This window comes from Paenibacillus solanacearum (genome assembly GCF_910593845.1).
Lineage (GTDB): Bacteria > Bacillota > Bacilli > Paenibacillales > NBRC-103111 > Paenibacillus_G > Paenibacillus_G solanacearum.
Map to the genome: position 1 here is coordinate 1 of NZ_CAJVAS010000047.1, position 15,167 is coordinate 15,167.

A 15,167-nucleotide genomic window follows, 5' to 3' on the forward strand; every position below is an offset into this window, starting at 1 on the left:
GCGTGATTTGTAGTGTGCTGATATCTCTGTATCTCTAGAATACAAGAGAACCGCTCAAGGCGAACGGATTTCATTCCGTTTTGTGCCTTGAGCGAAGCGAAAGGAATGGAAATAATCATGATGAATCAATGGGTTATGCGGTGCGCCCGCGCCGCGCTGCTCGTCGCTTTAAGCATCGGACCGGTGCTGCCGCCGAACGCCGCAACCGCTGCCGGAGTTTTCAGCGCCGGTTCGCTCGCAGATGGCGACGGCAGCTTGTTCGAGCTGGGAGATGTAATGCTCCTGCCTTCGCAAGCAGGCCATGTCGTCACGTTTACTTTGACGGTAACGAATAACGGCAGTTCCGATCTTTCCTTGGATTACTGGATGAGACTAAGAACCGCATCCGGCATCGCGTATAACGTTGCGCTTCTGCCTTCCGGTCAAGGGGGTAATCAAGCGGCCCCCCATGCTTCAAAACGCTACACGTATTACGCCAAAGTGGATGGCGAAGTCAACGTGAAAGACCTGGCACTGGAGTTCTACGCGCTTGACTTCAGCCAGCCGGGCTATGAACGCCGCATAGGACAAATCTCGGTGCCGCCGGACTATGCGGCCGTCACTCCCGCGGGTGAGGCTGCCGAGGTTCGCATCGGCGGGACCCGCTTTCAAGCGAAAATAAACCGGTTTGCCAGAAGCAAAAGCGAAAAGGCCTACTCTCCCTTTATTACGTTAGAGATCAAGAATCACGGGAACACGTTACTGCCGATGCCGCAATGCGAATACTTCATTCGTACGCCGGAAGGCCGGATGTACCCGCTAGAGACGAAGAACGGAAAGAGCGGCGGAATCAATCCGAACGAATCGGGAACGCTGCAGTTGACCGGATCTGTCCCTTCGTCGGTCCCGCCGGATGGATGGGAACTGCTCATGGCACAGCCCGTGCCTGAGCAGGATTTCAGCATGCTCGTCGGCGATCTTCGGCTTCCTTCGGTAGTATCGAACGACAACGGGAAGTTGGGGCAGGAATATTCGTTTGTCGGCAAATCCGGCGTTTATACAGCCCAACTGGTGGGAATCAACCGTCTTCCGTGGGAGGATCAGGACGTCCTGAGCGCTACCGTCAAATTATCGAATCAAGGGAACGAATTACTGCCTCTTCCTGAACTGGACGCTTACTTTGTGCTCGACCAATCGATTAAAATAGATGCCCGGCTGATGCAACGGGATCAAGTCATCAGCCTTGATGCCGGTGGTGAGGTGAGCGTTCAGATCATCGGCAAAATTCCGTACGCCTTCCATTACGGACAAATAAAGCTGGTATTGCAGGAGAAAGAAAGCGATTCGCTAACGAACGACGTACTGGAGCTCTGGGCGCCATCCGATCCGTCCGCTATTCCTTCCGTAGGCGCCGGCTCGACTTACATGCGCGATACGATCGGACACCGGTCCCGCTATGCCGTTCACTCGGTCAACACGTACAAGGGAGCTTCGGGCGATCTCTTTTCGGCGGAATTCGAGGTCGACAACTTGGAGAAAAGAGCGGTAGAACTTCCCCCTTTCGCCGCGCGTTTCCTTGCGGGCGACGGCTCGGTTTTCCCGGCGCAAGTGTCCCGCATTCCGGGCAGCCTCGCACCGAACGGCAAAGCGCGCTACCACGTATGGAGCATGCTGCCCAAAGGATTCCCGGTAGATCGAATGCAATTAATTGTCGGCGAAGTCGTAGCGTCAATTGGCGATGAACCGCAGACGGAAAATCCGCCATACGCCTATATGAACGCCGTTTCATTTGCGCTGCCGGCCGAGAATCACGAAGTGAACCCTTCCCTGAAGCAGATCGGGCTATTCCCCTATGTTCTATCGCTCGGCAACATCGGCACGTCGATCAATTCGGGCAAATTGTATTTGAAATTCGATTATGAGCTTGCCAAAATCAGCCAAGCCGCATCGAATACGGAAGGACATAAGCTGGTTCTTGCATTCGAGGATTCCACAGGGAATCTGTCTTTTGAAAAGAAATATCCTCTTTCCGAAATGGAACCCCGGACCGGCAATCAGCAGCCCGAAGCAGGCGACAACACGCTGAAGCTTGGAACAAAACGGTCGTTTACGATCACCGTCGATGAAGAGGAGCTCATTTTCAAAGCACAGTTTTTAGAGCAATACCGCCTGAGCATTTACGACGAATTCCAAGGACAGCGCAAGCTGCTCGCCGAGCAAAGCCTGGACTGGTTCACCGTCACTAAATAACCGCGCCATATCGACAATAAAATACAACATTATTGTGAACAACCTAACATTTGCGCCTCTCTCTGCCGATATATAGTTAGATGCAGACGAACCTAGAAGTTCAGAGAGAAGGAGATGGAAACATGCGGTTTCAAAAAAGCAAAAGGCTAATCGCATTTTTGATGGTTTTTGCCATTTGCCTTTGCAGCTTTAGCGGGACGACCGCTTTCGCAGCTACCGAAATATCCAGCCTGGTATTGAACAAAAACGAAGTTTCGCTTGAAGTCGGCGAAACGTTTCTGTTGACGGCGACAGCCATCTATACCAACGGATCGACGGAGAACGTAACGGTGAAGACGGACTGGAACTCAGGCGCTCCCAATACCGCTTCGGTATATGCGGGCAGCATCACCGCGAAACAGGAAGGCACCGCCGTCATTACGGCGACTTATATGGAGAAGATGGTTGTTGTCAATGTGAAAGTATCCAAACGCGTGCGTTCGCTTATCAAAGACGTGCAAACGATCGATCTGCGTAAAGGCGCGTCGCAGCAAATCGGCCTTACCGCTTATTACGATGACGGCACGAACGAAGGCGTGACGACCAAAGCCGAATGGAACATCGACAACGGCTCGGTCGCAACCGTCGTGAACGGCCTTGTAACCGGCCAAAGCTCCGGCACGGCAACGGTCACCGCCAAATACAACAATCAAACGGTGTCCATCCCGGTCAATATCGAGATCGTCAAACGGGTCGATCCGAATCTGTCCGAAGTTTCTCTGCTGCTGAAGGACGATGTCACGATTAAGCTGACGGCGACGTATCCGGACGGCAGCACGAAAGACGTGACCGAGCTGGCGGATTGGGATTCGGAGAACCCGGACGTCGCCGACGTCATCAAAGGGAAAATTACGGGATACGGCCCGGGGCAGACGAAGATCATCGCCACCTACGGCACCAAATCGACGGCGATCAAGGTTGACGTCGACAATGCCGTCAAGCTCGGACTCGACAAGCAGACGGTGATGATGAAGAAAAATGCGAGCGAGCAGTTGACGCTCACCGCAACGTACCCGGACGGCAGCACGGATAACATTACTGCCCGTGCCGAATGGACTTCCAGCAATGAAGATGTGCTGAGCGTCGTCAAAGGGAAGCTGTTCGCGAGCGCGGCCGGAGAAGCGACGGTGACGGCGAGCTACGGCGGCAAAAGCGTGACCGCGGTCATCGATGTCGACGTCCCGAGAAGACTGCTCGCCAGTCAAGACAGCTTATACGTGCAATCTGGACAAGATCAGCAGCTGACACTGACGGCGGTATACGCGGACAATTCCACGAGCGACGTAACCACCGACGCCAAATGGTCGTCCGATAACGAGGACGTCGCTACCGTATCCAAGGGCAACGTCGTGCCGCGCAAGGCGGGCGAAGCGACGATCAAAGCCGTGTACGGCGATAAAAGCGTGACGATCAAAGTATCCGTCGACATTCCGAACATTCTTGTACCGAACAAAAAAACGGTCAGCTTTCAAATGGGCAGTTACGAGCAAATGGTATTAAAGGCACTGTATACGGACGGCCGCGAAGTCGACGTGACCAGCAAGGCTGAATGGACGAGCAGCGCGCCGGCCGTTGCCGAAGTACGTAACGGGTTGATTACCGGCGTCGGCACGGGCGTCGCGACGGTGACGGCGAAATTCGGCACCCGCACAACGGTCGTGCAAGTGTCCGTCGGCGTGCTGAAAAGCTTGACGACCACCAGCGACACCCAGTTCTCCATGGCCAAAGGTTCTTCGAAAACGATCGACTTGACGGCTACCTATACCGACGGCACGGTGAACCAGGTCGCAAGCGAGGCGACATGGACAAGCTCCAACGCGAGCGCCGTTTCGGTAGATGCCGGCGTCGTGAAAGCCATCGCTTCCGGGGACGCGGTCATTACCGCTTCGTTTGAAACCAAGACGATTACGTTGAACATTTCGGTTGATATGGCCGATAGCTTAACCGCTTCGCCTGCATTCCTGTCGTTTGATCTTGGGGAGAGCAGAGCGATCACTTTGACCGCGAAAAATAAAAGCGGCGAAGAAAAGAACGTGACGAATGATGCGGAATGGGCTTCAAGCAACGTCCAAATCGTGCAAGTGTCCGCCGGTGTCGTCACCCCCGTGTCCCGCGGGAAAGCGACAGTAACGGCCAAATACGGCGGCAAGTCGGTCTCCGTTTCCGTTGAAATCGGTGTGGCGCAGTCGCTGGATACGGATAAGAAGTTTTTATCGGTGAAGCGGGGACAAAGCACGTCCATTGCGCTGACAGCGACCCAGTCGGACGGAAGCAAGAAGGTCGTTTCGGCAGACGCGCAATGGAAATCAAGCAATTACAAGGTCGCTGACGTATCCGGGGGCGTCGTTACTGCCGTCGGATCAGGCAAAGCGACCATTACCGGTACTTTCGGCGGCAAAAGCATCACGGTTCCGGTCGAAGTCGATACACTCAAATATTTGAAGACTGACATTATTTTGATCAGCATCAAGCAAGGTGCTTCCGTTGAAGCCAAGGCGACGGCTACGTATTCCGATCTAAGCGAAGAAGACGTGACGATTCCGGCCATGTGGTCCTCCTCGAGCATCCGGGTGGCCGATGTGAAGGATGGCGTCATCAAAGCGATCAGTAAAGGGAAAGCGACGGTCACCGTCAACTACGGGGACAAGCGGACTTATATTTATGTTACGGTAGACTAATGCAAGCATGTACAGAAAGAGAGAGTCCGACTCATGCGGACTCTCTCTTTTTTCGTTTCTTGTTCCATCGCTGCCGAACCGCAAAAAAAGCCCGGCCTGACATAGCAGGCCAAGCTTTGCTTGTTAGCGGGCAAGATGCTTCTTGCTTACGCATCCGCGGCACAACGAAAACCAATATTGCCCGTGGAGCTGTCCGGCGTATTTTTGCTGCGCGCGGCGACCCGGTAACGGTTACAGTACGACTTGTGACATAAGTACGAACCGCCGCGGAGTATGCGCGAATCGCCCGACGGCGGACCGGTCGGGTTGTCCTTCGTCGCTTGCATATGATACGTAGGATGGAACCAGTCGGAGCACCATTCCCATACATTTCCCGCCATCTGGTACAAACCGTACCCGTTCGGGCTGTAGGTGCGTACAGGCGCCGTACCGGCATAGCCGTCGCTCTGGTTATTCTTGTCAGGGAACTTGCCCTGCCATATGTTACAGTGATGCTCCCCGCCCTGCTTCAGCTCGTCCCCCCATGGGTACCGCTTCTGCACGAGACCGCCCCGCGCGGCGAATTCCCACTCCGCTTCCGTTAACAGCCGTTTGCCGGCCCATGCGCAGTAAGCAATCGCGTCGTTCCAGGAGACGTGAATGACTGGATGGTCGAGGCGGTCTTCGATCCCGGAATCCGGCCCCTCGGGATGACGCCAATCCGCGCCGTTCACAACATACCACCATGGCGTTTGCATGGCGGCATTCGACGTCTTGCTCTTCGTCTCCTCTGATACGAACAGATGAAATACGAATGACCAGCCGAACCGCTCCGCTTCCGTAACATAACCCGTATCTTCAATGAACTGAGCAAACGCTTCATTGGTCACAGTGCACGGATCGATATAGAAAGGCCGCAGCGTCACAGTGCGAACGGGCCCTTCTCCATCGGCAGGGAACCCTTCCCCATCATTGGTGCCCATCAGAAACGAGCCGCCCGGCAAAAGAATCATGTCGGCTTTGGAAGGCTTGTTCGGCTCCTGTTCCGTCCCGCTTGAGGCAGAGAGCCGATCAAAGGATATAGACGAAACACTGCCCCGGCTGGTGTTGGAGCAGCAAGACGGTTTGTCATGGGATTGGGACATTGGATACGCCTCGCTTTATCTACATATATTTTGTTAAAAGAAAGCAATACCTAGAAGACCCGATAATAAAATAGCCGCAATCGGCGGCACTTTATATTTGAGCACCGCTACGAGAACGCCGCCTGTAATGAGAAGGCTAACCAAAGTATGCCATGTTATGAGTCCTTCGTCCATACCCAACTGCGCGAAACGGACCGCCGCGAACAAGATCAGTCCCGTGACAATCGGCCGCAAGCCGTAAAATGAAGCGCGCACCCATTTGTTGTGGTGAATCTTATAAAAAAACGCCGCGAGGGCAATCATAACAAGCAGCGAGGGAAGCACCATACCAATCGTGGCAACAACCGCTCCGGCTGCTCCGGCGGTCTTGAATCCGACCAGCGTCGCCATATTCGTAGCCAGCGGCCCCGGCGCCATGCCCGCCAGTGACACCGCATCGGCGAACATATTCGGAGTCAGCCATGCATGCGTTTCGACCTCGCGCTCGATGACCGGCACCATCGCATAGCCGCCGCCGAATGACATAAAGCCAATTTTAAAGAATGAAAAAAACAAATCCCACAGCACTCATTGCACCCCCCATCTATATACCGTCGGCAATGAAATAATCGGGATATACATAACCGGATACCGTGGCTACTTCACCGTCGTTTTTATCGAGCCTGACGGGTACGCCGAGTCTTTCTTTCATGTAGATGAAAACGATACCGACCACCAGGCCGAATAAAATGACCGAAAGCGGATGAATCGGAACGCTGAGCAGCAGCGCAAGCGTACAAATCATCGTGGCAAACGTCGTTTTATCGAACACGGCCGTTTTGGCCATCCGGTATGCCGCCACAAGAATCAGCGCCACTACCGCTGCGTGAATGCCGTCCAGCGCCGCAGCGACCTTCGGGTGATGCTGGAACATCGAGAAGACGAGGCTCAGCAGAAAAGCGATCACGAAGGTCGGAAATGTAATCCCTATGACGGCAACGGCCGCCCCGCCGACGCCTGCAAGCCGGTAGCCGACAAATGCCGCGGCGTTTACACCAATGCCGCCCGGCGCAGAACCGGAAATGGATAAGATATCGCACATTTCATCAGCGGCAAGCCACTGCTTCTTGTGTACTACTTCTCTCTCAATGATCGGTATCATCGCATAGCCGCCGCCGAAAGTAGCCGGTGATATCCGCAGAAACACCGTAAAGATGCTCCATAGCTGTTGTAACTGTGTGGACTTCATAAAGCATCCCGCCCTTCCCCCTTGTACTACTTTCAGTATACTCCACTTTTCACCGAATTGGAATAAACTTTTCGGAATTTCACCTATCATTTTCCCTTATGAATGATCAATCATTTCATTATAGCTTATAAATCAAGAACACTAATGGTATACATTCAGATAGGAATTATGAGTTTAATTCATCTTGGAATTTAGTTCGCAAAATAAAACCGCCTGTCTCCTGAAACGGAGACAAGCGGCTGCACTCGCTCAATTCTATTTATAGAAGAATGTCTCGCTGACGATTTCTTATGGACACAGCAACTTGCGCAGTATCGGCGTAAATCCATCCGCCATACGCCTGAAGCCCAGATCGTTCGGATGCGAACCGTCCACCGTGCATTCTTCGGGATCTTCGCCCAGCAGTTCATCCCCGTTCTGAAATGCGATGTTCCGGTCTCCATCCGCTTGCAGCGTATCAACAAGCTGACGCGCGAAATCGCGGCCGATGATGCGTCTTTCCCGCATGGCCGCGTTGAGCGGTTCCTGTGCATATGGGATTTTCGAAACGACCAGAATTGGCGTATCCGGATGAACCGACCGGTAGATACGAATAAATTCGGGCAGCGTAGCTATATATTGCTCGGTCGATACATTGGCGGCATAATCGAGCGCCAGCAGCGCCGGACGTTCGATTTGCGCGATCAGATGCGCCAGTTCAGGCTCGCCTCTGCCATTGCCGGAAAAGCCAAGATTGATGAACTCGCGGTGAAATCGGCGGCTTAATATGTTCGTAAACGCCATGCCCGGACGCGATGCGCAGCCTCCCTGCGTAATCGACGTTCCATAAAAGATAACACGGCGATCGTCGGTATACGGTGCCGGAGCCTCCAGTGCCGCTTCCGCGTCAAGACCGATCTGGACACGCTTGACGCCTTGATACAGCGGGAAATGAATCGTTACCGTGCGCATCTTTCGAGGGATGCCTTTCAGCTCGAAAAGCGGGTACTCCACCTTCGTTTCCGTCGGCTTCATTCTTGTCGTGCCGACGAAAGCTTGTTCCCCGAATGAGCCGATGTAGCAATCGAAGCCGCATTGTCCCGTGGACGGCATATGGTACATGTTGGCCGGTCCAGCCAGTTCCGCTTGCAGTACAACGGTTGCGGAATCGGTCCGGAACTGAATCTGCCCTCCCGCCGTACAATTCGCCAGTGTATCGACGGCTGGCCTTAAGCTGTGGGACGGGGAAACAGGCAGCCGCCGGTACACGCCGTCCGTCCCCAGCCACGGGAATCCGGTCAAGCGGAACGGTTCCTCCATCGGCGACTTCCACACAAGTGCGGTATCGGTCTCTGCAGCAAGACGCATGTTCGCATCCAGCTTCGTCGGATCTACTCCTCCAGAAAAGCCGGTCATAGCGCATATCCTCCTTATTGTCGTTTGCCGGTGACGGCCTAATCTTCCATATCATTGTAAATCCATTGCCGCATCTTGCCAATGCTTGATTCCGGGGCCGCGCAGGCCAACCATTCGCCTTGAAACGCCAAAACGCGCGCCGTCAACCGGGCGCGCGCATGCCTCCACTCACTCCTTGATCGCCGGCACAAGGCTTTCGCACGATCGTTTCGACTAAGGGGGTCTTACTTTTTCAACTGGCTCTCGATATGCTTGTTAAGCTCCTCATCCGCATCCCGCAGCGCGGTATTGATGTCCTTCTCCTTGTTCACGACCGACTGGAACGCCTTGCTCGTAATTTTGTCGATCTCGCCTTCGTTCAGGAACTGGATCGGTGCAATGACGGCCATTTTCGGTTTGGTCATGGCGATCAGATTTTTCCCTTTAAATTCGGCGATCCCCTTGCCGAACTCGTCCTTTACCTTCTGCGAGTTCAAAATCGTCATCCGGCCGTTACGCACCATCTCCGTCTGCACTTCATCCGACAGAATCGTCTCCAGCACCTGGAAGGCCGCGTCTTTCGCTTTGCTTTGCGTCGTAATGGACAAGATCGGACTGTCGACGCGATGGCCGACGCCCGGCGCTTTTTTATTGGAAGGATACGTGACGACATCCCACTTCAGATCGGGCGCTTTCTTCAAAGCGCTGAGCGTGTTGCTGTAGCCTGCGAGCATGCCCAGCTCGCCTTTAATAAATGCCTGCTCGTTTTTCGCGTAGTTGAGCGTCTTGTAGTCTCCTTCGCTCAATCCGCGAATATCATACAGGCTGTTCCACAGCTGGAACAGTTCCTTCCACGGATCCGTATTCAAGAGCGATTTGTTCGTTTTGAAGTCGGCGTACGGCAGACTAAGCTGTCGGCCTCCACGGTACAGGAAGTCGGCATAAATGCCGCGGTACTGAATCCCGTTGTCCAGACGCGTCAGTTTCCCGCCCAAGTCTCTCACGTCTTCCCACGTCATGCCGTCCTTCGGATAAGGTACCCCCATCCGATCGAACAAATCTTTGTTGTAAAATAAACCGAACGGATTATGATAGGCGGCGAAGCCGACAAGATACTTCTGGTTGCTGGCGATTTTCACCGTTTCCAGCACTTCGGGCACGATCCGGCCCGTATCGAATTTATGCTTCTTGATCAAATCCTCGATGTTGAACGTCATGTTCAAATCGTTAATTTGCGACAGGTTGCCCGGGTATAGGCCGACGATGTCGGGTACGGTGCCCGCCGCCACCAAATCCGTCAAGCTGTTGCCCTTGTCGGACGTATTGATGCGTTCTACCGTGATATGCGGATACTTCTTCTTGACCGGCTCAGCCACATACTTCGCAAAGTCTTCCTCCGTAAACATATTGTTGCTGGCGGCAAGCCGAATCGTCGCCGGCTCCGTCTTGACCGGCCCGTCCGATGGTTTCGAAGCGTCCGGCTTGGCATTCCCGGGGGCAGCCCCGCTGCAGCCCGAGATCAGCGACATCGCCATGCAGCCGGATAACGCAAGTTTCCAATGTTTTTTCATATGACCACCCTCCGCTTTGGTATAAAGCGCTTACAATTGGTTCGATGCTTTCATTAAACCATATTCCGCAAGCGCAACCTAGGTAAGAAACCGAACAGTTATAGTACAAAATCAGGATAATTTTTGACAGGGGATTGCATTTCTTGCAAACGTTTGCGAAAAATAAGATGAGGTGAATTTTATGGACAATCTGGAGCTTTCCATTCCGCCCTTGCCCCAGTTTATTACAGCAAACCGGCTGCAGTACGAGCGGGGATTTACGCATTTTGAACGCAGCTTCCCGCTATACGATATTTTATATGTCACACACGGCTCCTTTCATATGACGGAGGAGGGGAATGAGTACAATCTCGAGGCCAATCAGCTTCTCGTGCTGGAGCCGTTCAAGCGGCATTGGGGCCACCTGGCCTGTCCGCCTGGAACGAAGCTGTATTATTTGCATTTCAAGCATCCCGCTCCCGTTCGAACAATCACAGGCGGGGATATTCAGTGGAATTCGATGCTCCCTTCCCCAAATCACTGGGACCGCGAGCCGGCCCGGCAATCCATGTATATCCCGAAAACGGCCGTCATCGAACCCGACAACCTCGTTCCGCTGCTCGAAGAAATCGTACGACGCAGGCGAAGATTTACGCTGGAGAACCAGCTGCCGCTGCAGGCGTTGTCCGCGCAGTTCTTCATGCTGCTGCAGCAAGCTGTCCGCTCTCAATCCGGCACGCGGTCGCATGAAATCAGCCGCCTTGTCGTCGAAGACTTGCGGGCCCGCATTGAGGAGCCGTTCCGGCTCGAAGCGCTGGCGAACCGGCTGAACTTTCACATCGATTACTTGAGCAAATGCCTGAAGAAGCATACCGGACTGACGCCGCTGCAATATTTGAACCGGCTGCGCATGGAACAGGCGAAGCAGCTGCTGGAACGATCGAGCTTCACCCTTCAGGAGATCAGCGAGAAGGTCGGCATTCAGGACTACAACTATTTTTTTCGGCTGTTCCGCAAGCACGCCGGCATGTCGCCGTTCCGCTACCGCCAGCAGCATAAGCGATAAGCGCAGTCCGAGGTAAACTTTTCCACTGTGGATATTCGCCTAATCGCGCTATGGCTACATAAATGTTGGAATTTGGAGACATCGTAAGAAAAGCTTGGATTTCGCTTACATACTGAATCCATACCGCGTTTTATACGGGAATATCAGCGTTACCGTTGACGTGAACGGATGAAATATTTAGGTTACCGAAGTATAATATGTGTTTGAGACCATGATTCAACATATATAAAAACGGGATGGGGATGCGATTGAAAGACCCTCGATTGTTGACGGATTATGTGAAAGCGCATTGGTATTTTTACTTGCTGGCCGTAGCCTGTATCGCGCTGGCCAACATTACGCAATCGTATTATCCGAGGGTTCTCGGTAATTTTACCGACGATCTTCAGAAGGCGGGCATTTCGCCGTCCGTCATTAAGCATTACACCTTGATCTTGCTTGCGATTGGAATCGGTTACGGCGTGCTTGGCGGATTCGGGCAATATATGATTATGCGAATGGGGCGGTTGTTCGAGTTTTTTACGAGAAAAAAATTGTTCGAGCATTTCACGACGCTGGGAGAAAACTACTATTCCAAAAACGGCGTCGGCAAGCTGTTAAGCTATGTCATGAACGACGTCAAAAACGTGCGGGATGCCATTTCCCAGGGCATCAACCACACGACCAACTCGGTCATCATGATCGTCTCGGTGATCGTCATGATGCTGCTCAGCTCCATTCCTTTGTATTTGATCGTCGTTTGCGTGCTTCCAATGCTGGCAATCCCTTGGACGGTCATTTACTTCGGACCGAAGATCCGCGAACGGTCCAAAAAAGTGCAGGAATCGCTGGCCACGATGACAGAATCGGCCGAAGAACAGTTCGGCGGTATCCGCGTGACGAAAAAATTCGCCGTGGAGAGCATCATGCGCGGCCGATTCGGAGAGACGGTCGACGGCATCGTGGAAAATCAGGTCAAGCTTGTCCGGATGTCTTCCTTATTCCAGGCGCTGCTTCCGTTTTTGGGTGCGCTTTCGCTCATTATCTCGATTGCGCTCGGCGGCTATTTAACAATTCAAAAGCAAATCACGCTCGGCAACTTCGTATCGCTCACGCTGTATCTTCGCATGATCGTCAACCCGTTGCAGCAGATTGGCAACGTGATCAATACGATGCAGCGGTCGCGCGCTTCGCTGGAACGCATCAATAAATTGCTGGCGATCGCACCGGAAATTCAGGAAGCCGCACATGCGCTGCCGCTTGAGGCTAAAGGCGCCGGCATTCGCATCTCCGGTTTGACATTTACGTATCCGGATGCAAGGGAGGAAGCGCTGCGCGATATCGATTTGTACATTCCCCCCGGCAAGACGCTGGGCATTATCGGGAAAACGGGCAGCGGCAAAACGACGCTCGTCAAGCTGCTCCTCCGCATTTACGATCCGCCGGCGGGAACGATCAAAATTGGCGATACCGACATTCGCGACGCCACGCTTGCCAGCTTGCGTAATCAAATCGGGTATGTGCCGCAGGACGGCTTCCTGTTCAGCACGACTATACGCGACAACATCGCGTTCTATGACAGACAGACGGAGTTTGCGCATGTCGAGAAAGCGTCCAAACAGGCGCAAATTCACGATAATATCATCGAGTTTCCCGACAAATTCGAGACCCGGCTGGGCGAAAGAGGCATAACGCTGTCCGGCGGGCAGCGGCAGCGGACGTCGCTGGCGCGCGGCTTCATCAAGAACGCGCCCGTGCTGATTCTCGACGACAGCGTAAGCGCCGTCGACGCCGTAACGGAAACGAAAATTATCGAAAACATCCGTTTGGGCCGAAAAGGCAAAACGACGATCATTATCGCGCACCGGATCAGTGCGCTGAAACATGCGGACGAGATTATCGTGCTGGATGAGGGAACCATCGTGCAGCGCGGCACCCATGCGCAGCTGCTTGCGGAGGACGGCCTGTACGCTTCCCTTTATTCGATCCAGGAGGAGGGGACACGCTATGCCGAAGGGAAATAATCCGATCCAGCACGAAGAAGAAATTAGCGCCTCTTACCAGGTCAGCCCGGAAAACCGCCGCGTCGCATTCAAAGCGATGATGAGCTATGCGGGACCGCACCGGAAAAAGTTCGTGATCATCTTCTTCTGTACGTTCCTTGCCATTGCAGCCGATTTGCTGCAGCCGTATTTGGTCAAAATCGCCATCGACAACAATTTGTTGATCGGCAAAAACGATTTTGGAATGCTCCTGATCATCAGCGGCGTCTACTTGGCGCTGTCCGTAATCGGCCTGACGTTCACTTACTTGCAAAACAATTTGCTGCAATTTACCGGACAAAGCATCGTCGGCCGCATTCGCAAAGATTTGTTCGAGCATATTTCGAAGCTGTCGATGTCCTTCTTCGACCGGTTTCAAAGCGGCAGTCTCGTGACGCACGTCTCAAGCGATACCGAGACGATCAGCCAATTTTTCACGCAAGTGTTTCTGAGCTTGATCCGCGACGGCATGACGCTTGTGTTCATCATCATCCTGATGTTCCATCTCGATCCGACGCTGGCCGCCTACAGCATGCTGCTCATTCCGATTATCGCCGCCATCGCGATCGGCTTCCGCTCGTACATCCGCAAGACGTACCAGCTCGCGCGGACGCAGCTGTCCAGACTCGTCGCCTTCGTCGCCGAAAACCTCGCGGGGATGAATCTGATCCAGGCGTTCCACCAGGAGCGCGAGCAAACGAACCAGTTTACCGACCGGAATCAGAAATATTACCGCGCCAACATCCGGGAAGTGACGACGAACGTGCTGTTCAACCGCTCGTTCGATCTGCTGGGCAACTTGTCCGTCGCGTTCCTTGTATGGATCGGCGGTATGGCCGTGTTCAACAAAAGCATTGAGTTCGGGGTGTTGTATGCATTCATCACCTACATTCGCCAGTTTTTCCAGCCGATCAACAACATTACGCAGCAGTGGAATACGCTTCAATCGACCATGGTGTCGATGGACCGGCTGTGGCGCATTTTCTCGATGGACCCGCAAATCAAGGACGCCGAGCAGCCAAAAGCCGTCAACCTGGACACCGTCAAAGGACGCATCGATTATAACCATATCAAGTTCGGTTATTCGGAAGACGCGCCGGTCATCCATGATCTCGATCTGCACATTCGCCCCGGCGAGATGATCGGCATCGTCGGAACGACAGGCGCGGGGAAAAGCTCGCTGATGAGCTTGCTGTGCCGGTTCTACGAGGTGCAGCAAGGCAGCATCCAGATCGACGGCACGGACATCCGGAACATTCCGCAGCATACGCTGCACCGAATGATCGGCCTCGTGCAGCAGGAGCCGTACTTATACTCCGGCAGCATCGTCGATAACGTCAGGCTGTTCGACGAGAGCATTTCGCGGGAAGCGGTCATCGAGGCTTGCCGCTTCGTCGGCGCCGATGCGCTCATCACGCGGCTGAAGGACGGCTACGATACGCGCCTGTCGGAACGCGGCAGCGGATTGTCCGCCGGCGAACGGCAAATGATTTCGTTCGCGCGAATCGTCGTGTTCGAGCCGAAAATTCTCATTCTCGACGAAGCTACCGCCAATCTGGACTCCCATACGGAACAGCTCGTCCAGTCGGCGCTGCAAGTCGTCTCCAAAGGACGGACCACGCTCGTCATCGCGCACCGCTTGTCGACCATTATGCAGGCGGACCGCATCATCGTCATGCGTCAGGGACGCATTGTCGAGGAAGGCACGCACGCGCAGCTGCTGGACAAAGCAGGCTACTACGAGCAGTTGTACCGCCACTCCCAAGGAAAGCATGCGCTTGGCGCAAGCTGATCGCAATCGTAAAGCCATTACGGCCTGCCGAATCCGGCAGGCTGTAATGGCTTTTTTGGGCAATGC

Annotated in this window: 10 protein-coding genes; 5 read left to right on the top strand and 5 right to left on the bottom strand. The window is 53.8% G+C overall.

Annotation, left to right across the window (positions count from 1 at the left end):
• Positions 1–117 precede the first annotated feature (117 nt).
• Positions 118–2,229: a DUF11 domain-containing protein gene (locus KXG62_RS28950; protein ID WP_218095491.1), complete on the top strand. Its 2,112-nt coding sequence runs from the start codon at positions 118–120 to the stop codon at positions 2,227–2,229.
• A gap of 122 nt (positions 2,230–2,351) precedes the next feature.
• Complete coding sequence (locus KXG62_RS28955; protein ID WP_246627688.1) at positions 2,352–4,946, top strand: Ig-like domain-containing protein; 2,595 nt, start codon at positions 2,352–2,354, stop codon at positions 4,944–4,946.
• A gap of 146 nt (positions 4,947–5,092) precedes the next feature.
• Here the strand turns inward: KXG62_RS28955 and KXG62_RS28960 are convergent, their stop codons facing one another.
• From KXG62_RS28960 to KXG62_RS28980, 5 genes are all read right to left on the bottom strand, one after another.
• Positions 5,093–6,070, bottom strand: coding sequence for a formylglycine-generating enzyme family protein (locus tag KXG62_RS28960; protein ID WP_218095492.1), 978 nt, complete (start codon positions 6,068–6,070; stop codon positions 5,093–5,095).
• A 33-nt stretch (positions 6,071–6,103) separates the two neighbouring features.
• Positions 6,104–6,637, bottom strand: a complete 534-nt coding sequence (locus KXG62_RS28965; protein WP_218095493.1) for a chromate transporter — start codon at positions 6,635–6,637, stop codon at positions 6,104–6,106.
• A gap of 16 nt (positions 6,638–6,653) precedes the next feature.
• On the bottom strand, positions 6,654–7,298 hold the full coding sequence (locus KXG62_RS28970; protein ID WP_218095494.1) for a chromate transporter: 645 nt from the start codon (positions 7,296–7,298) through the stop codon (positions 6,654–6,656).
• Between the two features lie 288 nt (positions 7,299–7,586).
• Positions 7,587–8,693: an SGNH/GDSL hydrolase family protein gene (locus KXG62_RS28975; protein WP_218095495.1), complete on the bottom strand. Its 1,107-nt coding sequence runs from the start codon at positions 8,691–8,693 to the stop codon at positions 7,587–7,589.
• Positions 8,694–8,917: 224 nt separating this feature from the next.
• Positions 8,918–10,243 carry an ABC transporter substrate-binding protein gene (locus KXG62_RS28980; RefSeq protein ID WP_218095496.1) on the bottom strand — a complete coding sequence of 442 codons (1,326 nt, stop codon included), beginning with the start codon at positions 10,241–10,243 and terminating at the stop codon, positions 8,918–8,920.
• Between the two features lie 181 nt (positions 10,244–10,424).
• On the opposite strand from KXG62_RS28980, the gene KXG62_RS28985 reads away from it, so the two are divergent.
• From KXG62_RS28985 to KXG62_RS28995, 3 genes are all read left to right on the top strand, one after another.
• Positions 10,425–11,288, top strand: coding sequence for a helix-turn-helix transcriptional regulator (locus KXG62_RS28985; RefSeq protein WP_218095497.1), 864 nt, complete (start codon positions 10,425–10,427; stop codon positions 11,286–11,288).
• 248 nt (positions 11,289–11,536) lie between these two features.
• Positions 11,537–13,291, top strand: coding sequence for an ABC transporter ATP-binding protein (locus KXG62_RS28990; RefSeq protein WP_218095498.1), 1,755 nt, complete (start codon positions 11,537–11,539; stop codon positions 13,289–13,291).
• Complete coding sequence (locus tag KXG62_RS28995; protein ID WP_218095499.1) at positions 13,275–15,101, top strand: ABC transporter ATP-binding protein; 1,827 nt, start codon at positions 13,275–13,277, stop codon at positions 15,099–15,101. Before KXG62_RS28990 ends, KXG62_RS28995 begins: the two co-directional genes overlap by 17 nt.
• Positions 15,102–15,167: the final 66 nt, after the last annotated feature.